This is a genomic window from Anoxybacillus kestanbolensis, assembly GCF_001996285.1.
GTDB classification, from domain to species: Bacteria; Bacillota; Bacilli; order Bacillales; family Anoxybacillaceae; genus Anoxybacillus; species Anoxybacillus kestanbolensis_A.
This window is the reverse complement of record NZ_MQAD01000028.1, coordinates 1-26,256: the sequence shown is the minus strand read 5'-3', so window position 1 is coordinate 26,256 and position 26,256 is coordinate 1. Positions and strand designations below refer to the sequence as shown.

19 protein-coding genes, 10 tRNA genes, 1 pseudogene, 1 riboswitch and 1 other annotated feature are annotated in these 26,256 nt (G+C 38.7%); of the genes and pseudogenes, 5 read left to right on the top strand and 25 right to left on the bottom strand.

All coding sequences use genetic code 11. From position 1 onward, the window contains the following. The first annotated feature begins 89 nt into the window (after positions 1 to 89). The 3 genes from BO219_RS12420 to BO219_RS12410 all read left to right on the top strand — a co-directional run bounded on the left by BO219_RS12420 (position 90) and on the right by BO219_RS12410 (position 4,177). On the top strand, positions 90 to 1,037 hold the full coding sequence (locus tag BO219_RS12420) for a DMT family transporter (protein ID WP_077429753.1): 948 nt from the start codon (positions 90 to 92) through the stop codon (positions 1,035 to 1,037). A 95-nt stretch (positions 1,038 to 1,132) separates the two neighbouring features. Continuing rightward, positions 1,133 to 1,322: riboswitch (cobalamin riboswitch) on the top strand. Between the two features lie 141 nt (positions 1,323 to 1,463). Beyond that, entirely contained in the window at positions 1,464 to 3,737 is a 2,274-nt protein-coding gene (gene metE / locus BO219_RS12415) for a 5-methyltetrahydropteroyltriglutamate--homocysteine S-methyltransferase (protein ID WP_077429752.1), read from the top strand. Then, entirely contained in the window at positions 3,728 to 4,177 is a 450-nt protein-coding gene (locus tag BO219_RS12410; protein ID WP_009362626.1) for an acyl-CoA thioesterase, read from the top strand. The genes metE and BO219_RS12410 overlap by 10 nt, the downstream gene beginning before the upstream one ends. Before the next feature lie 294 nt (positions 4,178 to 4,471). Here the strand turns inward: BO219_RS12410 and BO219_RS12405 are convergent, their stop codons facing one another. From BO219_RS12405 to BO219_RS14895, 7 genes and pseudogenes are all read right to left on the bottom strand, one after another. Next, a complete protein-coding gene (locus tag BO219_RS12405; protein ID WP_077429751.1) occupies positions 4,472 to 5,059 on the bottom strand; it encodes an NYN domain-containing protein in 588 nt (195 codons plus the stop codon). A 291-nt stretch (positions 5,060 to 5,350) separates the two neighbouring features. Beyond that, positions 5,351 to 7,228: a TnsD family Tn7-like transposition protein gene (locus tag BO219_RS12400; protein ID WP_198936690.1), complete on the bottom strand. Its 1,878-nt coding sequence runs from the start codon at positions 7,226 to 7,228 to the stop codon at positions 5,351 to 5,353. Beyond that, positions 7,197 to 8,903: an AAA family ATPase gene (locus tag BO219_RS12395; RefSeq protein WP_077429749.1), complete on the bottom strand. Its 1,707-nt coding sequence runs from the start codon at positions 8,901 to 8,903 to the stop codon at positions 7,197 to 7,199. Before BO219_RS12395 ends, BO219_RS12400 begins: the two co-directional genes overlap by 32 nt. After that, positions 8,884 to 11,055: a Mu transposase C-terminal domain-containing protein gene (locus tag BO219_RS12390; protein WP_077429748.1), complete on the bottom strand. Its 2,172-nt coding sequence runs from the start codon at positions 11,053 to 11,055 to the stop codon at positions 8,884 to 8,886. The genes BO219_RS12395 and BO219_RS12390 overlap by 20 nt, the downstream gene beginning before the upstream one ends. Before the next feature lie 15 nt (positions 11,056 to 11,070). Continuing rightward, positions 11,071 to 11,880 (bottom strand): TnsA endonuclease N-terminal domain-containing protein, encoded by an 810-nt coding sequence (locus BO219_RS12385; protein WP_077429747.1) that lies wholly within the window; start codon positions 11,878 to 11,880, stop codon positions 11,071 to 11,073. A 303-nt stretch (positions 11,881 to 12,183) separates the two neighbouring features. Then, the gene (locus tag BO219_RS12380; RefSeq protein WP_077429746.1) at positions 12,184 to 12,645 is read right to left on the bottom strand and encodes a hypothetical protein; all 462 of its coding nucleotides are present in this window, start codon (positions 12,643 to 12,645) and stop codon (positions 12,184 to 12,186) included. Between the two features lie 254 nt (positions 12,646 to 12,899). Continuing rightward, a pseudogene (locus BO219_RS14895) lies at positions 12,900 to 13,055 on the bottom strand (GNAT family N-acetyltransferase); the annotation flags it as partial. Positions 13,056 to 13,164: 109 nt separating this feature from the next. Here BO219_RS14895 and BO219_RS12370 point away from each other — a divergent pair. Both BO219_RS12370 and trpS read left to right on the top strand, forming a co-directional pair. Then, positions 13,165 to 13,599: a GNAT family N-acetyltransferase gene (locus BO219_RS12370; RefSeq protein ID WP_077429745.1), complete on the top strand. Its 435-nt coding sequence runs from the start codon at positions 13,165 to 13,167 to the stop codon at positions 13,597 to 13,599. 403 nt (positions 13,600 to 14,002) lie between these two features. Then, positions 14,003 to 14,254: a binding site (T-box leader), on the top strand. Between the two features lie 121 nt (positions 14,255 to 14,375). Next, positions 14,376 to 15,371, top strand: a complete 996-nt coding sequence (gene trpS, locus BO219_RS12365) for a tryptophan--tRNA ligase (RefSeq protein ID WP_077429744.1) — start codon at positions 14,376 to 14,378, stop codon at positions 15,369 to 15,371. Between the two features lie 318 nt (positions 15,372 to 15,689). Here the strand turns inward: trpS and BO219_RS12360 are convergent, their stop codons facing one another. The 18 genes from BO219_RS12360 to BO219_RS12275 form a co-directional block, all read right to left on the bottom strand. After that, complete coding sequence (locus BO219_RS12360; protein WP_077429743.1) at positions 15,690 to 16,526, bottom strand: aminoglycoside 6-adenylyltransferase; 837 nt, start codon at positions 16,524 to 16,526, stop codon at positions 15,690 to 15,692. A gap of 507 nt (positions 16,527 to 17,033) precedes the next feature. Beyond that, positions 17,034 to 18,836 carry a glutamine--fructose-6-phosphate transaminase (isomerizing) gene (glmS, locus tag BO219_RS12355; RefSeq protein ID WP_077429742.1) on the bottom strand — a complete coding sequence of 601 codons (1,803 nt, stop codon included), beginning with the start codon at positions 18,834 to 18,836 and terminating at the stop codon, positions 17,034 to 17,036. 388 nt (positions 18,837 to 19,224) lie between these two features. Next, positions 19,225 to 20,577 carry a phosphoglucosamine mutase gene (glmM, locus tag BO219_RS12350; protein WP_077429741.1) on the bottom strand — a complete coding sequence of 451 codons (1,353 nt, stop codon included), beginning with the start codon at positions 20,575 to 20,577 and terminating at the stop codon, positions 19,225 to 19,227. 19 nt (positions 20,578 to 20,596) lie between these two features. Beyond that, positions 20,597 to 21,829, bottom strand: a complete 1,233-nt coding sequence (locus BO219_RS12345; protein ID WP_077429740.1) for a CdaR family protein — start codon at positions 21,827 to 21,829, stop codon at positions 20,597 to 20,599. Then, on the bottom strand, positions 21,822 to 22,643 hold the full coding sequence (gene cdaA / locus BO219_RS12340; protein ID WP_077429739.1) for a diadenylate cyclase CdaA: 822 nt from the start codon (positions 22,641 to 22,643) through the stop codon (positions 21,822 to 21,824). Before cdaA ends, BO219_RS12345 begins: the two co-directional genes overlap by 8 nt. Positions 22,644 to 22,706: 63 nt before the next feature. After that, entirely contained in the window at positions 22,707 to 23,321 is a 615-nt protein-coding gene (locus BO219_RS12335) for an anti-sigma factor family protein (protein ID WP_077429738.1), read from the bottom strand. 17 nt (positions 23,322 to 23,338) lie between these two features. Beyond that, entirely contained in the window at positions 23,339 to 23,902 is a 564-nt protein-coding gene (sigW, locus tag BO219_RS12330; protein WP_077429737.1) for an RNA polymerase sigma factor SigW, read from the bottom strand. A gap of 123 nt (positions 23,903 to 24,025) precedes the next feature. Continuing rightward, on the bottom strand, positions 24,026 to 24,922 hold the full coding sequence (gene rocF / locus BO219_RS12325) for an arginase (RefSeq protein WP_004888717.1): 897 nt from the start codon (positions 24,920 to 24,922) through the stop codon (positions 24,026 to 24,028). Between the two features lie 134 nt (positions 24,923 to 25,056). Continuing rightward, positions 25,057 to 25,129, bottom strand: a tRNA-Ala gene (locus BO219_RS12320). Position 25,130: 1 nt separating this feature from the next. Continuing rightward, positions 25,131 to 25,205 (bottom strand) — tRNA-Gly (locus BO219_RS12315). A 6-nt stretch (positions 25,206 to 25,211) separates the two neighbouring features. Next, positions 25,212 to 25,284 (bottom strand) — tRNA-Lys (locus tag BO219_RS12310). A 24-nt stretch (positions 25,285 to 25,308) separates the two neighbouring features. Then, positions 25,309 to 25,383 (bottom strand) — tRNA-Gln (locus BO219_RS12305). A gap of 145 nt (positions 25,384 to 25,528) precedes the next feature. Then, positions 25,529 to 25,613 (bottom strand) — tRNA-Tyr (locus BO219_RS12300). A 5-nt stretch (positions 25,614 to 25,618) separates the two neighbouring features. Further along, positions 25,619 to 25,694 (bottom strand) — tRNA-Thr (locus tag BO219_RS12295). A gap of 59 nt (positions 25,695 to 25,753) precedes the next feature. Beyond that, positions 25,754 to 25,829 (bottom strand) — tRNA-Val (locus BO219_RS12290). 10 nt (positions 25,830 to 25,839) lie between these two features. Next, positions 25,840 to 25,911: transfer RNA gene (locus BO219_RS12285), tRNA-Glu, on the bottom strand. Between the two features lie 15 nt (positions 25,912 to 25,926). Further along, positions 25,927 to 25,999 (bottom strand) — tRNA-Thr (locus tag BO219_RS12280). Between the two features lie 2 nt (positions 26,000 to 26,001). Beyond that, a tRNA-Asn gene (locus tag BO219_RS12275) sits at positions 26,002 to 26,076 on the bottom strand. Positions 26,077 to 26,256: the final 180 nt, after the last annotated feature.

The window sequence follows — 26,256 nt, the reverse complement described above, 5'->3', positions numbered from 1 at the left end:
TTCAATCTTTGTATGATTTATAATGTATTTTGTCTTATTATACAAACTATCATAGTACTATTTTTATATTCCGAGGTGAAAAATGAATCATGAATAGAAAAAAAGGATTATTTTTAGTCATCACCGGAGCATTATTTTGGGGGATTGGGGGAACTGTATCAAAAAAACTTTTTCAGTATGGCATCGATGTAGATTGGCTTGTAACGACAAGATTACTCGTAGCTGGTTTTTTACTTTTAATCGTTCAATTTGTTAGGAAAGAAGAGCGCACACAAATATTTTCCGTTTGGAAAACGAAAAAAGCAGTTATCTCATTGATTACCTTCGGATTGCTCGGTATGCTGGCTGTTCAATATACGTATATGGCTTCCATTAAACATGGTAACGCAGCTGTCGCCACATTATTGCAATATTTAGCACCTGTTATGATTATCATTTACTCCGTTTTTCACAGACAAGCTACTATAACAAAAAGAGATGTATTGGCTATTTCGCTCGCCTTAGTTGGTTGCTTTTTCTTATTAACAAACGGTTCTGTTTCCCAACTATCTGTACCACTGCTCGCAATTGTTTGGGGTTTTTTATCTGGCATCGCTTTAGCATTTTATACTCTATATGCTGTTCCTTTACTGAAACAATATCATTCACTTGTCGTTGTCGGCTGGTCCATGGTGATTGGCGGCTTAGCACTAAGCTTTGTTCATCCACCCTGGCAAATGGATTTTAAACACTTAACCATAGAAACGTACTTATACTTAATTTTCGTTATTATATTCGGTACAATGATTGCATTTTGGTTTTATATCGAAAGCTTACAAAGTCTCTCGCCTAAAGAATCAAGCCTATTAGGCAACATTGAACCACTCGCCGCTGTTTTAACAACCGTTTTTTGGTTAAAAGAACCTTTTGGTTTTTTTCAATGGATTGGCACAGCTTGCATTATTACTATGATGTTATTGATAGCATTAAATAAAAAATCCTCCATAGCTGACCATCAATATGCATACAAATCAAAAAATTCACAAACGTTAGGGTGATTACTACATTATTTTTATGTTTTATGTAAAAATACATTAATATTTCTGTTGAAAAAAACAAAAAGTTCGTTTATTCTGAATTTTATACAATAACATAATAAGTTCACGCAACAGGTGGTTCACACATGCTGTGAATCTTAAAAGGGAAGTTTGGTGAAAGTCCAACACGGTCGCGCCACTGTGATGCAGAGCTGTTTATCACAATCCACTGTTTCATTTGAAATGGGAAGGAGATAAACAGCGATGAAGCTAAGTCAGGAGACCTGCCTGTTGTATGCACTTACGACCTACGCGTCATAGGGAGGAGTGAGGACATATGATCTTGAGGCACTTCATGTATCTCAATACGAGCTAGCTATGCCCTCCTTCTGTTTGGAAGAGGGTTTTTTTGCTTGATTGGGATATAAATAACTGGAGGTGCTTAACTTGTTCATTCGTAGTTCAAATGTAGGGTATCCGCGCATTGGTGAAAAAAGAGAATGGAAAAAAACATTAGAATCTTTTTGGAATGGGCAAATAGACAAAGATCAATTCACAAAAACAATGGAAACGATTCGACTCGATTCCATTCGTAAACAACTTGAGAAAGGAATTGATCTCATTCCGATCGGAGATTTTTCTTTATACGATCACGTGCTAGATACCGCATTTATGTTTGGGTATATTCCCAAGCGATTTCAACAAATAAACGATACGCTTGAGCAATATTTTGCAATGGCACGTGGGACAAATGGGCAACATGCGCTTGAAATGACGAAATGGTTTAATACAAATTATCACTACATTGTGCCTGAAATCGGGCAAACGAAGCCGAAATTAGTGGATAATCGCCTATTGAAAGAATACAAGCTTGTAAAAGAAACATTCAATTTAGAAACAAAGCCTGTATTACTTGGACCGATTACGTTTCTTTTGCTTTCTAAGCAATACGCGCGACACGAGTGGCGCAAACATCTCGCACAATTAGTTCCTCTTTATGTGGAATTATTCAAACAACTAAGCGAAGCGGGCGTGTCATTCGTCCAAATCGATGAACCGATTCTCGTTCAAGATATAGACGATGACATAGTCGATGCATTTCGTGATGTATATGAAGTTTTTCATCGCGATGTACCAAATATAAACCTTATTTTACAAACATATTTTGATAGCGTATCGCATTATCGTGAAATCGTTGCTTTACCTGTCGCAGGCATTGGGCTTGATTTCGTGCATGACGATGGCGAGAACATGAAAAACATAAACACGTACGGATTTCCGAAAGATAAAATATTAGTTGCTGGGATTGTAGACGGTCGCAATGTATGGAAAAGCTCGCTTGCCCAAAAAGCAACGCTCCTTCATCATTTAGCAAACGTTGCCGAACAACTGATCATTCAACCGTCTTGCAGCTTACTGCATGTTCCTGTCACGACAAAACATGAACATGCATTGCCGACGGAGCTTGCTGGGGCTTTATCATTTGCCGATGAAAAATTAGATGAAATACGTATGTTGACAGAGTATATGAACGGAAACGTAACGATCGACGAGCTAATCAAATACGATGAACAAACAAACGTTTATTTTTCCAAGTTCCGTCAATCTAAACAAACAGACGATATCACAACCGTTCCATTAAACCGAACATCTTACAGCGAAAGACAAAAAGCACAACAAGCCCATTTGCAGCTTCCACTTTTGCCGACAACGACGATTGGAAGCTTCCCACAAACGAGCGACGTGCGCCAAGCTCGAATGAAGTGGAAAAAAGGCGAATGGAACGACAAGCAATACAAGTCGTTTATAAAGAAAGAAATCGCAAAATGGATCGACATTCAAGAGCAACTTCAGCTCGATGTGCTTGTCCATGGCGAATTTGAACGTACAGATATGGTGGAGTTTTTCGGTGAAAAACTGCAAGGCATGGCATGCACAACAAACGGTTGGGTGCAATCATATGGATCACGTTGTGTGCGCCCACCTATTATTTTTAGCGATATTGCCTATCAACAACCGATGACCATAGAAGAAACAGTATATGCCCAATCATTAACGACTAAACCTGTGAAAGGAATGTTAACAGGACCAGTAACTATTTTAAACTGGTCGTTCGTTCGCGACGATATTCCACGAAAACATGTGCTGGTGCAGCTCGCCCTCGCCATTCGTGAGGAAGTATTGCAGTTAGAAAAAGAAGGAATACGCATCATTCAAGTCGATGAGCCAGCATTACGGGAAGGATTGCCTTTGAAAACAAAAAAACATGCATCGTATTGGGAAGATGCCGTTATGGCGTTTCGCCTCGCTACCTCATCGGTGGAAGAGGAAACGCAGATTCACACCCATATGTGCTATTCACAGTTTGAACATATGATGCATATCATTGATGAGCTTGATGCGGATGTCATCTCCATTGAATCGTCACGAAGCCATGGTGAACTTGTTTCTGTATTTGAAACATATGAGTATGAGAAGGGAATCGGATTAGGGGTGTATGACATTCATAGCCCACGCATTCCGACAAAAGAAGAACTAAGCGAACAAATCGAACGGGCACTTCGCGTTCTTCGTCCAGAACAATTTTGGGTCAATCCAGATTGCGGATTAAAAACTCGAAAAGAAGAAGAAACGATTGCCGCACTTCAAGTGATGGTAGAGGCAGCACGCGAATACCGCGAGCGTCTTTTAGCGTACGGAGGGATGAAATCATGGAAGTAAGCGTCGAGCAGTCAAAAACGATTCAAACGCGTCTCGTATTACCTTCTGATACGAACCATCTCGGCACGATTTTTGGCGGTACCGTTTTAGCTTACATTGATGAAATTGCGGCAATATCCGCCATGCGCCATGCGCGAAAAGCAGTCGTCACCGTTTCGATCGACAAAGTTGACTTTATTTCGTCCGCAAAAGTAGGTGACATTTTAAAACTCGAAGCATTCGTCTACTCGACCGGTCGCACATCCATGAAAGTATTCGTCAAAGTCGAAACAGAAGATTTATTTACAGGCGAACATCACTTAACAACGACATGCTTTTTAACAATGGTCGCCATCGATCAAAACAAAAAACCGACGCCTGTTCCAAAAGTCATCATTCGCGAACAGGAGGAACAAATCGTACAACTGTATCAGCAAAACAAACGAAACAACAAGGCATAAATATTTACACGAAAAAACACACGTCCGATTACATACATCGTGACGTGTGTTTTGTTAAATTACAAAAAAGTTGGGTACTGTGAAACGATAAACCCCGCATTCTTACGTTCGATTTTACATTTCGTAAAAAATAAAGTCGGGTACCACGATTTTTTTTTGCGTGACAAAAAAGTCGGGTACTAAAAATGAATAAATAAAAAATAAACAAAGAGGTGACTGAAAAAGCCACCTCTTTGTTTCCCTTAAGAGCTTTTTTCTCAAAAAATTTTCTTAAGCGATTTCTTTTCATTGGTGTTAAGGAGTGGTTTGAGCTTGTCTTCTGTTTGATATATATGTGCCATTCCAACAATTTTTAAAATCATCTTCATTTAATTCAAATACTTCGTCAACAGTATTTCTTAAATTTTCGGAGATAGGTTGTCCCTCTGTAATAACCAACTCCACAATTTTTCCTATTTTCTGAATTTCTTTTATAGGTGTGAGATAATCATTATCTGCACTAAAAATAATTGCAGTATCATAACTATTCATATATGCTCCTACTAATAAGTCAGTTGTTAAATTAATATCTGTTCTTTTTTCTTCAGAAATATATGTACTAGGATCATTAGGGTCAAATGTAATACCTGGAATTCTATTTTTCTTTAAATACCCTTCTGCATTAACAGAAATACGTGGAATTTTTTTTAAGGCATTTATAATTGCTTGCTGATGTGGTTCATTTACTGTATAAAAGTAACTTCTCAATAAATATCTATTAGGTTTTTTGTTTGTAACATTTTGGCAAAGTTCCTCTAATTTATACTTTGGACTCTGGTTTAAATAATTTTTTGCCGCATGATAAAAGTTATTTCCATCAATAAAAATCATGACCCTTTCCATATGAAGCCTTCTCCTCTCCATAAATTAAAAGGAGATCAGGAACATCTGACCTCCTAAAGAAAAAATTCGCATCAATAATGCCACGCATTATTGATAATTCAATTCAAATTAGTTTAGATGGGCTTCTACCCACCTAAAATTTAGATTTTGATATGATTTGACTCCGCAAAACATATCTCTGTTATTTTCAATTTAATTATAACCATAATATAGCAAATCGTCAAGTTAATTTTTCAAATTTGATCAAATGTTAAATTTTTCACATACTTTTCACCTGTTAAACATCTCTTTTTAAACAGTATTTAAATCAACTATCTTTAAAGAAATAAACCTCTTCACCTTATTTGAAACGTTCGGTCGAAGTCCTGCCTTTTTATAAATTTGCCATTCAATGATAGGTTGTCCCTCTTGTTTTAATTTCTCGATTACAAATTCCACCCGTCTCATTTGAAACGATTCTAAACTTTCTTCTACTTGAGAAATATAATTCATGGTTTTGGGTAATTTATCACCTTTTTTCTCAAGTAAGGACAAGTGGTTGATTTTCTTGCCAATGGCTGTCTTTGTAATCCTTGTTGGCTTCTCAGCTCCCAAATCCCATGTCCGAACAGCTTCCTTGACCATTTTTAAGATTTCTTCATCTCGCTTGTCCCAATTTACACGTTGCTTAGAGGGTTGAATTCTTTTCTTTGAAGGAGAATATTTATTAAGCCAATCACGATCATGTCGGTACAAAAACGCATAAACATCAGGTGCCATTTTTCGTAATTCCGTCTTTGATTTTTCAGGGTATAACTTTTGTAGCTCAAGCCATTTATTTTTTCTTTCGGCTAATTGGGCTTCGTATCGTTCCAACGGATCTTCTTGGTTTTCCTTTTCGATTTTTGGTAATTTCCATGGTACTTTTAATCCTAATTCGGCAGCGTACTTTTTGATTGTTGCTCGGTCCGCCTGTAATTCTTTTGATATATCTGTAAGTGAATACCCTTCGTTCACTAATTCGGTCAGTTTATCCTTCCAAACCTTACCGTATTCCTTTATCGTGCCAATACGATACCGATCATTACTGTTTTTATCAGGTCCTCTCCTTGAAAAAACAAACCCACAGTCACAACGAAATGTTCCAACCGGTTTCCCTGTATCATAACATCTGGTTATCGTTAAAGATGTAACAACTGGTTTATGATAATTGGGGCATGCGACATTTAAGCATAGCCAAGGACCTTTACCAAAAGGATGATACTGCTCTTTATTAAACAAATGATTCAAGTCGGTTTCTAAAAACAGCATGACTAGTATATGCCGTATCGGATGAAAGGACTTCCGGTGTTTTTGAAATATCATCGTTAACCAATTGGTTTCTTCGAACAATACTGGAGACTGTAAAAGTTCCAAACAGCGGTCGGAAAACTTTGAAGTAAAGCTCTGATATAATTTATCACGTTTTACAAACCCATTAGGACTGGCAAATCCTTTTTGTTTTAAAAGCTCAACATACTTTTCCCTAACGGTATTATCTTGTGTCTGGAGATGCCTATTTGTTAGCAGGGACTCCGTTATTTGAGCAATTTTTAAAAGCAACTGAAGTTCTTCTTTTTGCAACCCATCCAGGTTCATCCGTTTTCTTTCAATAAAAGGGGTTGCGATTACATATTCATGTTGGTTTTCAGTTTTTGTAGATACCGCTGTTTCTTCCAATATCGTTTCATGTTTTGGACAAATAAACACGCCAGGAGCTTGATGGATACGATGCCAATACATTTCGCCATACGTGTCCATGTCCTCTTTGATACAATCACTACATACCCAAAGGTTCGTTTTTGTTTTCACATTACTTGCTGAAACTCCGATACGGGTATGAATGGTACTCCCTTTATCATCCATCATGGATTTTTTTACTTGATCTGCCTGCTTTGGAAGCAAAAAGGCTGCATAATATGAATACATCGTATGGTTGAAAATTAGGTTATCTGCATCCCAATAAGGACCCATTCGACTCAACAAAGTATTCAAATTGGCTGGTAAGTCCCAAACTGATCGGATGGTCCGTTTTCCAAACAATTCTTCGGTCGTCATTTTAGGACTTGTATTTCCGGACCGCACATGATACCTCGCGAATACGCTATATAGAAGCTCATCAGGATACGGCGTTGGAAACCAAAGTAGCATGGTCATCTTCCTCCCAAAAATCATCTAAAGGTTGTTTGACAATGTTTTTATCAAGAAACCATTCGTGAACTGATTTTTTCTTATTCCTTGCTTCTTCCATTAAGTGACCCAAATAATTTTCCGATTTTGATTTGGCTTTCTTGGTTTTGATTTGAGCATTGTCTTTCTTCTCATCCTTTTCAATAAGGAGTTTTATCGCTTCTTTTATCACCATTGGTTTTTCAATATCTTCGCCAAACTTTTTAAAGACTTTCTTTAGGGCGGTCTGGGCTTCTTTGGGCTCAAAGTCCATAGCTAACAGTTGCAGTGTCACCTCTTCTAAAAGGGATTGCTCCCTTTTTTGACGTTTTTGTTCTTGTATCTTCTTTTGAATGCGAATCTTTTCTTGCAAATCAATGGAGGCTTTATATTTTTCAATTTCCTCATCAATATCAATGGGACGAATATCTTCGTATTTGGCAATCTCACTTGGAATTCCTGATCTCAATGCCTTTAACATCGGTCGAACCAACCTTAAGCTATCGTTTGCCACTTGTTTGATGATTTGTTTGCTTAATTTTTCTTCCCCTGTTGCAATCGCTCTTACCTGTGATAGCATGAAGAGTTTGACAGCAATATCGAGGATTCCTTGGCTTTCCTCATAAATCAAATCACTGAATTCACTGGTTAGCGGTGTATAATTGGTTGTCCACTGATATTCCCACATACCTTCGACAAATAACTCCCATGACTCATCTTTTGGCATCTGGGACCAAACCATATCCCCTTGTCCGCTTCCCCGTCTTGCTTGCCGGAATTCACTTTGTAAAACCGAAACAGCTTTATTTGTTCCAACCAGCAAAACAGGAATACCAATGGTGTTAACCAATGTGACGAAAAAGTTCAGCATTTTGTCCGATCCGCCACTCTTACTAAGACTGAGGTGCTGAATCTCATCGATAATGAGTAAGCCTATCCCATGGAGACTTGCCAGATGAGCCATTCGCTGTAACATTAAATCTGTAGTATTTTTTTGTGACCCAAATTTGTTTAGATAGTTGGATCCCAGCAATCGATCCAATTCTGCAAAAAAGCTTATACATAAGCCTTTTAATGAACCATCGAACGGACAGTCCAGCTTCATCCAGCTAATCTGAGTAAAAATAAATGGTTTCCCTTGATACTCATGATGCTTAATAATTTGCGGATAAAAAGATAACACTCTTTCAATTGCGGTCGATTTTCCGATTCCTGAAAGACCAATAAGCGTAAAGCCAGCTGCTGTTCGTTTTGTTTCTGTTTGATAGCTCTTTAAAAATTTCCCCTCTTTTATCGCTTGGTAACTTTCATGAATTCTCATGACTTCTTCTTTTTGCATTGGATTTCGGTGCAGATATCCTTGACGGATGGCTCTTGAAATTCGTTGTTCAAGGTCTAAATGTTTTTCAAATGGTTGAAAGTATTGAAACAGCCTCTGCACACAATGAAATCGATAATTAGCATTCAACGAACGTTCTTTTTCATTAAATGGAGGGAATACGGATATTTGTTCAATTACTTCTTCCTCCGTAAGAATAGGAGGAAGTGCTTCAATCAATGGATTGTTTTCATAATCTTGAACGATCTGAGGGCTATAAATCGCATCAACTACTGTTTTACCATGCAGAATCTGTGTTTCATTGACTGTTTTTTGCATGCATCAACTTCTCCTTTTGTTTTTGTCGTAATAACTCGATTCTGGAAACGCTCTTTTTCGGCTGCGTGTCTTCGACATGTTCTTCTGAAATAGTTCTTTGAGTCGATTGGTCAGAATCCGCTAATAAAAAGGCTTCTTCTTTCCTTCTCTCTTCTTTTTCCATTGAACGATTCCCACGAATTCCTTTGACTTTTTGGGCATTACTCATTTCTATTTTTTCTTGATCAACTAACTTTTTTGCTTTTTGAACAATGTGTTCGATGTCGCTTGCCAAATCCACCTTTTGTTGAATTTCTTCATGAGCATATTCTTGGTGTTTCAACGTTTCATAAGCAAACAAATATTCTACTTCTTCGATTGTTTTTCCATGATATTTCTTTTGATGATCAAGCAAAGTAGCTACTTCATAGCTTCGACCGTCTTCGCTAGGCAAATAAATGTGTGACATGTTTCTTGGATCATAACAAATAGGGATTTGCCAACTCTTTTGTCTGGCTTCTTCAAACCAACCTTCTTTTAATGCCCTTTCACTGCTGTAACGCATTTTCTTAAACTCAATTCCTTTATACGTCACTCTAGCTTTTGCCCTTGGAAGGAGGTTAAGTTTTACGATATCTTCTGAATAAGAACGGAGTTTGCCGGAACGATTTTTTATACCCCACTTCCATAATTCGCGAGGAATCAGTGGGACCTCATCTTGAATCATCATTTCATCTTGATTATAGTGTTTCAACCAATGGTGATTATTGTGATAGAGGACACATCGGATAATCACACTTGTGAATTCTTCCAATGTTAACGTGGCATCTAAACGATAATCCCTATCACCTCGTACTATGGCATCCCTATCCACGATGCCAGGTAAAAATGGTTTGACTTTTGTATGAATGGTCTTAAAGTGCTGTTCGACAATTCCTTTCCAATCTGCTCGGTACGGTGGTGTATTTTCTACTTTCATATTAAAAACAGAAATAAGTCGTTCGATATTGTACCCTTCTAATTCTCCCCGGTCGGCTAATAGCGTTTGAGGAAGGTAATGACAATCCCATTCGTCTTTTGTTATTTCAATACCGTATTGCTTACAATAGGAAACTTTATCGCTGGCAGTATTGGCAAGTGCCATCATTGCCCCGAGCCACGATGGTCCCTCTAGTCCTACATACAACCCCACAACCATACGGCTAAATACATCAATTACTACATAAATGACAGGACGACCGATGATCCAATTTCGATTAAAAGAACTGACAAGATAAACATCTGCAACCGTTGCATCAATCTGATATTTTGTTCCAGGTCCATACAATTCACCAACGGAAGTTCCTAACACTGCCCGATCCTCTAATTCGTATCTCCGATTACCTTTTCTTTTTCGAAGTTTTTCTTCCAATTGATAGGTCTTTTCGTACCAGTATCGGAACTGCCTTAGTGTCGGAAGTTTATCTTGTTCTAGGAGAATGGGCTTTTTTATGCCATTATCATATCGATAATCCGCCACAAAGAAGGTTTTAAGCATTTGTTCATAGGTCGTTGCTAGAGGATTTTTCTTCGCAGTATGATAAAACCTCTTCACACTAACCTCAAAAATTCTTTTAATCTCATCGGTTATTACAATACCTTCGCCGGTTATTGTAGCAAATTTTCGTGGTCGTCCTTTTTTCTTATCTGTGCAAGTCTTTTCCTTCCCTTTCCCGCCAGAATTTTGATAATCGGGCAACAAAGCGTTCTTCACTTTACCTCTTTGCCAATATTGAACCATGTACTTATAAAGTAACCGTTTGGTTTTGCCCGTCTTTTCCATCGCCATTCGAATGAGAGAACCCCTTGTTTCGCTTTCATATATTTCCGGCTCTTGTAAAACCATGTCTTTGATGCATTCCCAACGTTCATCTCTCAACATTTTATTTTTTTCAGGAAGTTGTTCCTCATCTTGATAGATAAAACCATAAGGATCATTATCGATAAACGATAATAATTGTTCTGTGTGTAATTGCTGCAAATCAGAGATTTTCCGCTTGATGGGTAGTGCTTTTTCTTTTTCAATATCGATGGTGTAACAGATTACATTACCTTCATCAATCCAAAGGATACGCTCCAATTGTTTCTTGCCGCTAGCTTCTTCAATACTGATGATGTCATTTATTACAAACATTTGATCCCTTCTTTCTTATATAAAGTCTAGTTTGAAAACATCTTCCACCCAAAGGTGCGTGTGAATCTTTTGATTAATATCTACACGTATTTCTCGGTGGGCAATTAAATACTTAAGGATTTCTAATCCCATTCCATTTTCTAATTGAAATGTGTTATCAAATTCTGTTACCACTTCTATAATCGAGGTATTATATTTCTTAATGAATGATTTCATTTGTTGAGCATAAGTATGAAGTGCTGATGTAGGCAAACCTTCTATACCAAAATAGGACGAATGTAACCATTCAACATTTTCAATCAGGTTCCTAGGCATTTCCTTTTCCGTGACAATTCCCCAATCAACCCCACGATCTTCCCAATAGGAACGTTCAATTTCTAATTTCTCAATGGTTCGTTTGTTCTCCAGTTCTTTTGATGGTTTTATTGTCCGGGCATAATGTTTTGTGCCTGCTGAAGTGGTCACCGTGATAAGAAAATCAGTGGTCATGACAATTGGTATTTGGGATTTCGGATCTATTGGATGTTTAATGCCTTTGTTTGTGGCAATAAACAATGTATCTTCGCGATTTAATGGAAACTGTTCTCGTATATCAACAACAGACCGATTCCATTCCAATACATAGAAATAATCCCGTTCTAATTTGGATAAAAAGTGATGAATTCGATTGGTTTTCCATCCTTTCCCCCTAGTCGCTAGACCACTTGAAGGAAAATCCTGAATATATATCCAAGGTTTATAATTCTCTCCCTTGCCTTGACCACCACCTTCTTTTTCCATTTCAGCGATTTTCTTTTCGGTTAATTCTGTTTTCCTTTTCGCCATCTATGCCACTCCTTTGATGCAAAACCTTCACGTTCCTATCATAGACAGACAAGTTTCCTTATACATGCCATAAAATTTCCCAGTTCCCATTTTTATACAAAAAATATTTTTGAGAAAAAATAATTTAAAGAAATATTTTTTTGTGTATCTTTAAATGCGGTAAATGATTGATTTATGAAATAAAATTGTTTTTAGGTAATTTGAAAATGACATTTTTCTATCATTATTTACAAAAAACGTCATTTTTAAACAACAAAAATTTCAAAAAAATGACCTGTTGTCTTGAACAGGTCAGTTGATAAATCATTTTATTTTCAAAAAATTATTAAAGCTATACAAATTTGTAAAAAATTGATCCCTATTTTCGTTTTTGCAATATTCAATGGAATTATAAAACAATGCCTTTATCTCTGATAATATTTGTTCGTCCTCCAAATGTTTTACAACTTCAGGTGATAATGTCCGATCTTCTGTTACACTTAATAGCAGTTGTCTCCATGTTTTTGGTATTCTTATTTTTTTATTATGTAATGCATTTATCGCTCCATTTACTGAAAGCTCATCGAATGTTAATAAATATGATTCAAAATAATCAATTTTTGGATCTTTTCCGTTAATGAATTCTTTAACTCGATTTTTTAGGTCCGATGGCTTTACATTCTTCTTGTACCTTTTTCTCAATACTAACCGCAACCTTTTTAAATATTCCTCGAATTCATCCTCGGTTAATCGATCCAAAGCCTCACGCACATTATTTACATACATGTTTCTCCCCTCACAAACCTTTTTACTATCAGTCATTTCCGTTTTATTTTCAGAAAATACTTAAAACATAATAAAAATAAAACCCATTTAAAACCTTAACGGGTTCACTTCGTGAAGAGAAATGTGAAAAAACACAGCAAATACAAAGTAATTAGTACAAAATAACAATATAAATCGCAAAGAAAAACGCTCGGAACAAAAATCAGAGCGTTTTTATACTTATTTACTGCTTCTTATTGAGCTAATACTTATTGTTACTTCGATAGTCTCTTCAAGAATACGTAGCTTACTTTATCATATTGCATTTTTTCTTCATAAAAACGATGTGCGTCAACACGCTGTAAGCCAGAAGATAAAGAAACGATATTATAATTATTCTCTTTAGCCCACTGATGTACTCTTGAATACAACAATAATATAGTGTTATGTAAAGTTCACATGAATAAAGGATACAGGAGGAATTTAATTTTCTTGTAAGAATCTAATAAATAATATTACAATGCAAGGAGGAAACTATCAGTGAATATTAGCTACAGCCATAGCAAAGATGATATTGATGTTGTAGAACTCAAAAAGATTTTCCAAAGAGTAGCTACTTGGAAGATGCCAACTGATATAGCAGAATGGGAAGAAATGTTAAAAAATACCCCTTTACTGGTTGCAGCGTTTGATAATGGTAAAATTGTTGGTTTTGCCCGTATGCTTACCGATTATGTACGTTGGGGAGAAATCTACGATGTGGTAGTGGATAAACCTTATCAAGGAAAAGGTATAGGAAAACAGTTGATATTAAGATTGATAAATCATCCAAAAGTGAAGAGGGTTCGTACTATTGCTTTAGGAACAAAAGATAAAACCTCCTTCTATGAGAAACTAGGTTTTACAAACGTAAATAAGTATGGTGGTCATTATCTAATTTTAGTAAGAAAAGAGCGAGATCACGAATTAGAATAGACGAGTGGCTCGAAAATAAGAAAAACAATCGTGTGTGTTGTTAACGGGTTCACTTGTCAGGTGCAAAACAGTAAAACGCAGGTTGAGTCACAGGTCAAATCGCACAATTTTCACAATGAATTCACAGTATAATTCAAATTAATAAAAGAGCTTGAAAAACGTTACAAGAAAACGTTCCAATCTCTTTTATATTTAATGTAGGTTATTCAACAAAGCACCCGTTAGCCAACCATGAAGCGAGCTTCATCACAGATGTGGAAGTTAATTCTTTCTTCCATGGGAGTCAACCATGCCGCATCTATGTGGCATCAGCAATGATGAAAATACTAATTTTTTGGATAATTTAGTAAAAAACATTGCAATCATTCTACCGTGTGATTATAATAAATAAAAAAATTCATATATCTTTGTGATGATGAAGAATAGTAGGCATGGCGGACACTTCAGAGAGCTGATGGTTGGTGCAAATCAGTGTGGAAACCATGTTGAATGGGCTTCGGAGCAACCAGACCGAAATTTAGAGTAGGTTTTGGCGGAGAGTCTCACTGTTAAAAGAGACAAGGTATCGAAACGTAATTTATGTTTCCGTACCCTAAAAGTGCGTTTGTTGTTTTACAAACGAACAAAGGTGGCACCGCGGCTTTCCGTCCTTTGGCAAGTGGATGGAAAGCCTTTTTATTTAGTTGTCTAAAAGGAGTGATTAGTCATGGAAGACGGCTGGTGGACGTTTTTTTCAATTCAAAGCATTAAAACTACAACAAAATGGAGGGATTTCGATGAATAGGGGAATATTAGTATCAGGAATAAGACCTACAGGAGAATTACATTTGGGTAACTACTATGGTGCAATGAAGAATATCCTTGAATTACAGGAAAAGTACAATTCATACTTTTTTATCAGTGATATTCATTCACTAACTACTCACCCTAAACCAGATGATTTAACGAGAAATGTTTTGGAAATTGCTAAAGATTATTTGGCAGCAGGGCTCGATCCAAATAAATCTACATTTTATGTCCAATCCTCGATTGCAGAGGAAATATGTGAATTGCATACTTATTTAAGCATGGTAATGCCATTAGGGGATTTATTACGTTGTCCGACATTTAAGGAAAAAGCAAAAAAACAACCTGATAATGTCAATTATGGATTAGTAGGTTATCCAGTTTTGATGGCAGCAGACATTCTTATACACAAAGGAAAATTTGTGCCCGTCGGCGAAGATCAATTGGTTCATTTGGAAATAGCAAGGACCATTGTACGTAGATTTAACCAACTCTATGGAGATATTTTTCCTGAACCAAGACCGATTGTGGAAAATGCTGTTCGTATTCCTTCTCTTTCAGGGAAAGGGAAAATGAGTAAATCCGATAACGCCGACAGTTATATTAGTATGAAAGATGACAATGAAACCATTCAACGAAAAGTAAAGAAGGCATATTCTGACCCTACTCGTATCTATAAACATCAAGCAGGTAACCCTTCAAAAGAAGGGTGCAACGTTTATCATTTGCACACTTACTTTACTGAAAAGGAAACGTTAGAAAAGATTCAGCTCCAATGCAGTAATGCGACGATAGGGTGCGTACAATGTAAATCCATTCTATCCGATTCGATCAATTCCATCGTTGGACCGTTTAGAGAAAAAAGAAAAAAATTGTCAGATAGTGATGTATATGATGTTTTAGAACACGGGAAAATGAAAGCGAAAGAGTCATCACAAAAAGTGATCAGTGAAGTTAGAAAGGCAATTGGATTAAGGATGTTTTAAGTGATTTAATAAGGTGTATCGAATAGTGATACACCTTTTTCTTCATCAATTTATTAACGGTTTATTATGACTAACTGCTTCGTTAGCCAACCATGAAACGAACTTCACCACAGATGATGGAAGTTCATTCGTTCTTCCCAGGGAGACAACCATGCCGCATCTATGCGGCATCATCAGAATAATGAAAAATTCATTTTCAGGATAGACCTCCATGTCGTGCTTACGGCACTAGCAAATGATGAAAATACTAATTTTCGGGATAGTTAAAAAAGAAATGGGTGTAAGCAAAACACCCGCAAAATGTGCGGGTGTTTCTGCTTAAATAACCATATCAATAATTCCATTAATCCATTCAGAATTTTCTTCGATTCCGAGCTTATTACAAAGATTTTTATGAACTCTTTTAAATTCTGGAACTATACTTTTCATCACATTCATCATTTCAAGGGGATTTCTACCACATTCCCAACTTTCAAGGAGGGAAAGTTGCCAAGCTTCTAGCTTGCTTCTTTCCCCTTCGTATTTTGCCCAATCACCAAACGTATTTGGTTGGATTCCTGCTTCCATATACCAAGCTGTTGCCATTGATAAACGTAAGTTGTCAATACATTTCAAAGCATAATAATACTCTTTTCTCATTACTCTGCGATAAGCTTCATGAAAATACGCAAAAAACTTTGTTTGCCAAAGTTCCAATTCTTCAATTGTTGGTTCATAGGATAAAGCCATTGATTTATCTAAAATATCTGCCAACATTCCATCCGTATCTTTTATAATTTTTATATTTTTCAACCATACGGAAGGCTGAATGTCTTCAGGTTTATAATAAAATGTATCCACTTTAACGAAACAATCATAGTGAGCGATTGAATAAGTTACAAACGGACCTAAATCCTCAAAATAAAGAACATTTCCCCACTTTTTAGGGCGATTTTTTTTGTTCGAGATAAATGCTTGGAATTTTTCAGGTAATACAACGATGCGGAGGTCAATGTCGGAATATAAATCCATGTTTTCACTCCCGATTGAACCACCATAAAAAACCGCTAATACATCATCGTCATTAAATAAATCTTTTTCAATTGCAGTCATTAAATCTTGACGATGCTTTGGAATTTCTAAATCTCTTTCTTTGTGTCTAGTTACAAATCCCACACATTGAATAACAACTCCCCTAAAATATATTTTTAGAATATAAATCCATATTGATTTTATATATTAGATATTTAGCATTTGATTCCTTCTTTAATTATACTGCCCGTTAGATGCCCATGCATCGCTTCGCGGCATCACAGATGATGAAAGAAATTTTATTCTTCCATAGAAATCAAATAAGACCGATTTTAATCAATTTACCACAATATTACAAACACTTTCAAAATGCCTTTTATTATTCAAATATTTGTTTGATCGGAAATAAAGAAAAAATTGTTGGCATAAAAATTCGCCAACACTTTTATTGAATATATAACTTTATTTTTCAGTATGCGACTTTATTTTCCGCAGATAATAGAAAAAACAAAAGCCTGCTGGATTCACCAACAGGCTTTCAGTTCCCGACTTTTTTGTTCGGTACCTAACTTTTTTGTCCGGTTCCCGACTTTTTTGTCAAGTACCCGACTTTTTTGTCATTCAACATGTTTTTATCATTTCTTCTAATTTTTACTCCACCGTTACCGACTTCGCTAAGTTGCGCGGTTTGTCGACGTCGCAGCCGCGGTGTAATGCCGCATAGTAAGCAATTAATTGCAATGGCACGACAGACGCAAGCGGTGTGAGCATCGGATGAACGGCTGGAATGACGAAACGGTCGTCCTCCATGTCTAATCCTTTCATGGAAATGATGCACGGATTTGCACCGCGAGCGACAACTTCTTTGACGTTTCCGCGAATGCTTAAGTTCACATGTTCTTGTGTCGCTAGGGCAATGACTGGTGTGCCGTTTTCAATTAAAGCGATCGTACCGTGCTTCAATTCTCCACCTGCAAAGCCTTCTGCTTGAATGTAAGAAATTTCTTTTAGCTTTAATGCCCCTTCTAATACGACATAATAGTCAACCGCGCGACCGATAAAGAAGCAGTTGCGTGTTGTCGCTAAATATTCGCGTGCAATTTGTTCCATTTCATGTTTTGCGTCGCAAAGTGTCTCCATCGCATTGGCGACAATGCCGAGTTCTTTTGTGACGTCAACATCTAGCGCGATGCCTTTTGCTTTCGCAGCGACCGCCGCTAACATCGCAAGCACCGCAATTTGTGCTGTATATGCTTTCGTTGATGCAACAGCGATTTCCGGTCCAGCATGAAGAAGAAGCGTATAATCTGCTTCGCGCGATAATGTCGAACCTGGCACGTTCGTAATGGTTAATGATTTATAACCAAGCTCTTTCGTGCGCACGAGCACCGCGCGGCTATCTGCCGTCTCCCCGCTTTGTGAAATATAAATAAAGAGCGGTTTTTCCGATAAAAGCGGCATATTGTATGAAAATTCGCTTGCAATGTGCACTTCAACAGGGATTTTCGCCCAGTTTTCAATCAATTGTTTGCCGACTAAACCAGCATGATAGCTCGTGCCGCATGCGACAATATATAAACGATCGGCTTCATTCACTGCTTGCACGATATCTTCATCAATCGCTAACTCGCCTTGTTCATTGCGATATTTTTCAATTAAACGACGAATGACAAGCGGTTGTTCGTCAATTTCTTTCAACATGTAGTAAGGATACGTTCCTTTTTCAATGTCGCTTGCATCTAATTCCGCTACATACGGTGCACGCTCTACGACTTCACCATTTAACTTTTTAATTGTCACATGTTCTTTTGTGACAATGACGATTTCTTTATCCATTAACTCAACATATCGATTTGTCACTTGTAACATCGCTAATGCGTCGCTTGCGACGACATTAAATCCTTCGCCTAACCCAGCTAAAAGCGGGCTTTTGTTTTTCGCCGCATAAATGACACCATCGTTTTCGGCATCAATTAACGCGATCGCATACGAACCTTTTAATAACGAAAGCGTCTTACGAAACGCTTCTTCTACCGATAATCCGTCGTTTACGAACGTTTCAATTAGCTGCACAATGACTTCTGTATCTGTATCGCTTGTAAAGGATACGTGTGCTAAATAATCGCGTTTTAACAATTCATAGTTTTCAATTACCCCATTGTGCACAAGCGTAAAACGGCCTGATGTGCTCTGATGTGGATGGGCGTTAACACGGTTCGGTACGCCATGTGTTGCCCAACGTGTATGGCCAATGCCAAGCGGCGCATCGACATCTTTTGCGACAATCGCGCGCAAGTCAGCAATGCGTCCCTTTTCTTTAAACACATGAACACCTTTTTCGTTTAATAACGCAATCCCTGCCGAGTCATAGCCACGGTATTCTAATTTTTCTAATCCGTACAATAAAATTTCTTTTGCTGGTTGTTCACCAATATAACCAACGATTCCGCACATAATAAATCCTCCCTAATAATAGGGGCAAGAAGGGGCTCTTGCCCCTTAAAATATTTGTTTGCGATGAACGTTCTTTCCTTTGTGCAAAGAGTCGCCTCTTTGTTTTAAGAAAGAACTTGCGGCTGTCATCGCATCAGCCGGGAGGCATCCGCCGAACACTCGATAAACCTCCTCCTCGTCAACTAAGCTTTTTTCCCGTCCAAAGCTTAGTCCAGGCGCTTTTGTGAAACTTTTTTTCCGCTATCCTCCTTTCATGTAAGATGTCAAACAACAATAGTTTACAACAACAAAGAGGCAAACGTCAATGTGTATCGCTTACCCCTGTATAAACAAAATATGCATAAATGGAATAAACTGTTCCATTTATGCATATCGTTTACTGAAACCATTATTGTACGCCAAAGCGTTCACGAATAACGGACGCAATGCGCTCGACGTATTGATCGCAAAGTTCATTTGTCGGCGCCTCTGCCATCACACGAACGAGCGGCTCCGTACCAGACGGACGGACGAGAATGCGGCCGTTTCCAGCCATCTCTTCTTCCACTTCGCGAATGACACGTTGCACTTCTTCGTTTGCGATTGCTTCCTGTTTATCTGTTACTTTTACATTTACTAATTTTTGTGGGTATTTTTTCATTTCCCCCGCTAGCTCAGAAAGCGGCTTTTTCGTCATTTTCATAATGTTGACAAGCTGCAGCGCCGTCAACAATCCATCCCCTGTCGTATTGTAATCAAGGAAAATAATATGCCCCGATTGTTCTCCACCTAAATTGTAGCCGTTCTTTTTCATTTCTTCGACGACATAACGGTCGCCAACGGCTGTTTGTACGCTTTTGATCCCTTGCGCTTCAAGCGCTTTATAAAAGCCGAGATTGCTCATGACGGTCGAGACGACCGTTTGATGTTTTAAGCGGCCTTGTTCATTGAGATATTTCGCGCAAATGTACATAATTTGGTCACCGTCAACAATTTGACCGTTTTCATCCACCGCAATTAATCGGTCACCATCGCCATCAAACGCTAATCCTACATCTGCTCCTTTTTCTTTCACAAACGCAGCCAACGCCTCTGGATGCGTCGAACCGACACCGTCGTTAATGTTTAATCCGTTCGGTGATGCACCCATCGTCGATACATCGGCATCTAAATCAGCAAATAAATGTGTCGCTAATGCCGATGTCGCCCCATGTGCACAATCAAGCGCGACATGAATGCCTGAAAAATCTTCATCTACCGTTTGTTTTAAATATTGTAAATATTTTTGTCCACCTTCAAAATAGTCGTTTACTTGCCCTAAATCTTTGCCGATTGGACGTGGCAACGTATCTTCTTCACTATCAAGAAGTGCTTCAATTTCTAACTCTTGTTCATCAGAAAGCTTAAACCCATCTGGACCGAAAAACTTAATGCCGTTATCTTGAACGGGGTTATGGGAAGCAGAGATCATAACTCCTGCTTGTGCCCCTAGCGCTTTTGTTAAGTAGGCTACACCCGGCGTCGAAATAACACCAAGGCGCATCACTTCTGCCCCGATGGAGAGCAATCCAGCAACAAGCGCTCCTTCGAGCATATGACCAGAAATGCGTGTATCGCGTCCGATTAATACTTTCGGACGTTCTTTTTCTTTATCTTTCGTTAATACATATCCACCAAAACGACCAATTTTAAAAGCTAATTCTGGCGTTAATTCGCTATTGGCAATCCCTCGAACACCGTCTGTTCCGAAATACTTACCCATGCTATCGCTCCTTCTATTATTACTCGTTTCTTGTAATGCGAATCGTTGCTTCTTTTTGCGGTAGTCTCCATCGAACGTTTTGAGGACCATTGACTTCAATTGGTACGTCATGTTCTCCAATACCTAATTCACTAACGTTTAAGTATACCTCAATATCTTTCAACTGAATAGCATCCAATACACTTTGGGCCCCTAAAGCCGTTAGTGTAACATTTCGATCAGCAGGATCGATAAATTCTGCCTTGTACGCATCGTTTAGTCCGATGATTTCAATTGGGACTTGATCAAATGTTCTTTCTTTTTCCTGTTCAATTTCAATTAAAATTGTCACTTTCGCCGGATCTACCATTTTAGCTCCTTTTGGAACAGGCACATCAACTTGTAAAGTGGTATCACTTGTAATATCGCTTAAGTCGACTTCAATACCACTAATAAACTCGATCTCATCGATCTTTGCTTTTGGTCCAAAAATCGTTACTTCACTCGGAATTACTTCCATTTTGACAATGCTTAATCCTTCGCGTAACGTTCCTTTTCGTTCAATTTTTAAAGGAACGGTTTTACTTGGACTTTTTATTGGCACGGTAATGTCGACAATGGATGGTTCCACATCGAGCGGTAACACATTTCCTTCTTTATCATATACCGTCACTTTCGACTCCCTCTCAATTGTTTCTTCAACTCCTTTTAAGTCTACACGTGCCTTTACTAATGCCACTTTATCAATTAATGTTTTTGCTCCGGTCACTTTCACAACATTTGGCTTCACAATTGGCTGTTCTGGTGAATAACCATCTGCAATTTGTGATTTATTAATAAAGTCAACTTCTACAGGAAAGTCTTTTGACACTCGTTCATCAATCGTTACAGTAATTGTCGCTGGATCAATAGTGACACGCAACTTTTCCGAAATATTTCGGTATTTCAAAGGAACAGTATGTTTGCCAATTGACAACTTAGATAAATCGACATACACTTCAAAATCTCGCTGCAGCTTCGTTGGCGTAACAATGCTTTTTGGCCCCTCAAGCATGACATTCACAGATTGGGGGATCCCTGAAACAACAAGGTTTTCTTGATCGTAATACGCGACGACTGGAACGTCCGTCACCGTTTCAACATCCGATTGACCAACCGTATTTCGTGACGTACTATTCGATTGTGTTTCAATATTGACTGAAACGTAAATCATAAGCGCTAACAACAAAGAAAAAATACGTATAAACCATGGGCTATTCATCCATTTATCCACTTTTTTTCGCCCTCCACTGCCAACGAGATGAGGAAGTTGTCTTCGGTTGGATGAGCTCTTTCGTCAGCAATTCTCTCAATACATCTAACTTTAAGTCACGGTAAAGCTCCCCATTTTTCGTAACAGAAATTGCTCCAGTTTCTTCGGATACAACAACGGTAATGCTGTCGGTCACTTCACTAATACCTAATGCCGCGCGATGTCGCGTGCCAAGCTCTTTAGAAATAAACGGGCTTTCAGACAGTGGCAAATAACAAGATGCCGCAGCGATTTGATTTCTTTGAACAATAACAGCTCCATCGTGAAGTGGCGTATTTGGAATAAAAATGTTAATGAGCAATTCTGATGAAACATGTGCGTGTAATGGGATGCCGGTTTCAATGTAATCGCCCATTCCTGTTTCTCGCTCAATAGAAATTAACGCCCCGATTCGTCGTTTTGCCATATACTCTGTCGCTTTCACAATCGCTTCAATGATGTGCGTTTGCTCTTCCTCTTCAGGCGTCGTGCTCCGAGAAAACAGTTTTCCCCTCCCTAGCTGTTCAAGTGCTCGACGTAACTCAGGCTGGAAAATAATGATGATAGCTAAAAAACCCCATGTAATCGCCTGATCCATCAACCATTGCAATGTGCTTAATCCAATAAAGCTACTTACAATGCGAACAAGGATAATGACAATAATCCCTTTTAGCAGTTGCACCGCTTTCGTGCCACGCACAACCATAATGAGTTTGTAAATCACAAACCAAACGACAAGAATGTCTACAAACTTAATGAGGTAATTCACAAATGTTGGGAGCTCTCCAAATGGCATTCTTACACTTCCTTCACTCATTCTAATTGCTCTCACATGTAAAAAAGCCATCAATATGGATGGCTATTTCGTTAATGTTTTGGCGATATTGTAACCGACTCTTTTTACATTATACCAAATCCAATCAAATACTTCATTAACTTCTTCAATTTGTCCGGTTACTTCACCAGCAGAAGCTAAATATTTATGACCGTTAATAACAGTAACGTTGCCACGCACTTCTCCTTCAATTTGAATATCACCATTTCGGACAACAATATCACCTTCCACGACTTTTCCTTTCGGCACAATGATAGTATGATTTTGAACAATTAAATGTTCTTGCTTAGAAAACGAAAATTCATTGTCTTCTTGCCAAACGGCCCACAAGCCACTTGTGCTTAATAGGAGAAATAGTGATGCAGCCGTTAAAAACGGATGATGAGTAAACCACCGTTTCCAACGTACACGTCGTTTTTCACGAGGTAAGTTGTACATCACTTTTTTGATAAAATCGTCTGAAGGGGTGAAGTGAGAAACGTTTTCGACAAACGCCACTGTTTTTTCCAATGCATAAAAATGCTCGCGACATGCTTCACATTGTTGAATATGGCTACGCAATTGTCGTTCTTCCTCTTTTGGAATATCCCCATCTAAGTAGTCATGCATCCATTGAACAATTTGTTTAGAGCATGGCATCTGTCTCACTCCTTTTATCATAAATGGCCTAAATGTTTACGCAATGCTTCACGACCACGATGAATGCGCGTTTTTACTGTGCCAATCGGCAAGTTTAAAATGTCACTAATTTCTTGTAACGATAGCTCGTCAATATATTTTAAAACGATGACTGTGCGATATTTTTCCGGCAATTTTAAAATCGCTTCTTGAACCATTTTCTGTAACTCTAAGCTTTCTAAAGCATCTTCCGGAGAAGTTCCCTTATCTGCAAGCTGAGAGTACATCGTTAGCCCATCTGTTCCTGACACTTCCGCATCTAAATAAACATCAGGATTTTTTTTACGCATGCGATCGATCGATAAATTCGTTGCAATGCGATACAACCAAGAAGAAAATTTCATAGTTGGATCGTACGTATGGATGTTGACATACGCCCGAATAAACGCTTCTTGTGCCGCATCCTCCGCCTCATGACGATTTCCTAACATGCGATAGCATAGTTGATAAATTTTATCTTTGTACATTTCAACAATATCAGCAAAAGCACTTTGATCTCCTTTTTTAACTGCTTTAATGCGTTGCCTAATAAACATGTCCATGTAATATTTACCTCCACATGGGGGCTACTATTTTATACGAATAACATAAAGCAAAGTTCCACAAATCGCAACGAATATATTCATATTTTTAAAAAAAATGAAGAGGTGGCATCATGCCACCTCTCATACAAGCTTCTCACCGAACAGCGATCCCATTAAAGCGACAGCAGTTGCAGCTGTTTTATTGCGCTCATCTAAAATCGGGTTCACTTCAACAAATTCAGCTGAAGTGATGATTTGCGCTTCAGCTAACATTTCCATCGCTAAATGACTTTCACGGTAAGAGAGCCCACCGATCACCGGCGTTCCAACTCCAGGTGCATCATGTGGGTCAAGCCCATCTAAGTCAAGAGACAAATGTACACCGTCTGTTCGTTCTTTTAAATACGCAATCGTCTCTTCCATTACTTTTGTCATACCGAGACGATCAACCTCATGCATTGTATATATTTTGATTCCTTTTTCTTTAATTAATTGTTTTTCGCCTTCATCAAGTGCACGAGCACCGATGATCACAATATTTTCTGGTTTCACTTTTGGACTATATCCACCAATCATCGTTAAAGCTGGATGACCAAGTCCTAAACTTGCAGCAAGCGACATACCGTGAATATTTCCCGAGGGCGATGTTTCCTCCGTGTTTAAATCTCCGTGCGCATCGTACCAAATGACGCCTAAACTTTTATAATGTCTAGCCACTCCTGCAAGTGTCCCAATCGCAATGCTGTGATCCCCACCAAGCACTAGTGGGAAACGACCTTTGGCTACAACTTCATCCACCGTAGCGGCTAGTTTTTCATTCGCTTCAGCAACCGCTTTCAAGTTTCGTAATTTTGGATTTGTCACATCTTGAACGCGCTCAGCGCGACCAATTTGAATATCTCCTAAATCCTCAATATCATGATTTAAGTTTTCTAAACGCTCTACTACGCCAGCGTAGCGAATGGCACTTGGCCCCATATCAACACCACGGCGTGTTTGTCCTAAGTCCATTGGCACTCCAATAATCGAAATGTCCATCCCGATCTCCTCCCCTTGTTGTATCTGATGTTTATTGTACATGAGGAGAAACAGTTGGCTCAACTCGACAACTTTTTGAATATTTATTCTATAACAAACAGAAAAAACCTTAGGTAATACCTAAGGTTTTAGTATGGAGCCTATCGGGATCGAACCGATGACCTCCTGCGTGCAAAGCAGGCGCTCTCCCAGCTGAGCTAAGGCCCCATGGAGCGGAAGACGGGACTCGAACCCGCGACCCCCACCTTGGCAAGGTGGTGTTCTACCACTGAACTACTTCCGCAAACAGTGAGCCATGGAGGACTCGAACCTCCGACCCTCTGATTAAAAGTCAGATGCTCTACCTACTGAGCTAATGGCTCGTTATAAGTTAAATTATAATTAAATGGCTGGGCTAGCTGGATTCGAACCAGCGCATCACGGAGTCAAAGTCCGTTGCCTTACCGCTTGGCTATAGCCCATTGATATAACTTCATGAGTTAACTTCTCAGAATTTACTTCATGAATTAACACCGCAGGATTATTTTGAGAATTTCTGAAGGAAATTCGCGAAATAATCCGACATTGATATGACAAAAATGTATGTAATCATTATGTGAAAACAAATGGTGGAGGGGGACGGATTCGAACCGCCGAACCCAAAGGGAGCGGATTTACAGTCCGCCGCGTTTAGCCACTTCGCTACCCCTCCGCGGATGGTGCCGGCTGCAGGACTTGAACCCGCAACCTACTGATTACAAGTCAGTTGCTCTACCAATTGAGCTAAGCCGGCAGTCATTTTCCCTAGACTACATTATGCTACCCAATTTCCTACACATTCATCAAAACGTATGGTGGAGGATGACGGGATCGAACCGCCGACCCCTTGCTTGTAAGGCAAGTGCTCTCCCAGCTGAGCTAATCCTCCGTAAAAGAGATGACCCGTACGGGATTCGAACCCGTGTTACCGCCGTGAAAGGGCGGTGTCTTAACCACTTGACCAACGGGCCAACATACGACACACAAGCTTCCAACCGGGCTTGAACCGGTGACCTCTTCCTTACCATGGAAGTGCTCTACCAACTGAGCTATGGAAGCACTGGCTCCGCAGGTAGGATTCGAACCTACGACCGCTCGGTTAACAGCCGAGTGCTCTACCACTGAGCTACTGCGGAATAAAAATGTAAGTAATTCATACTGCTTAACCATTATTTCAATTGAATGCTACTGCCTCTTCCTCTACTCGCATACTCAATGATGATGAATGCGTCGAGGCAACTCGCAGCTTGATCGATGAAGCATTGCTCGTCACTGAGCAACTGCGGAATAACATATTGTTTTGCCCGGCAACGCCC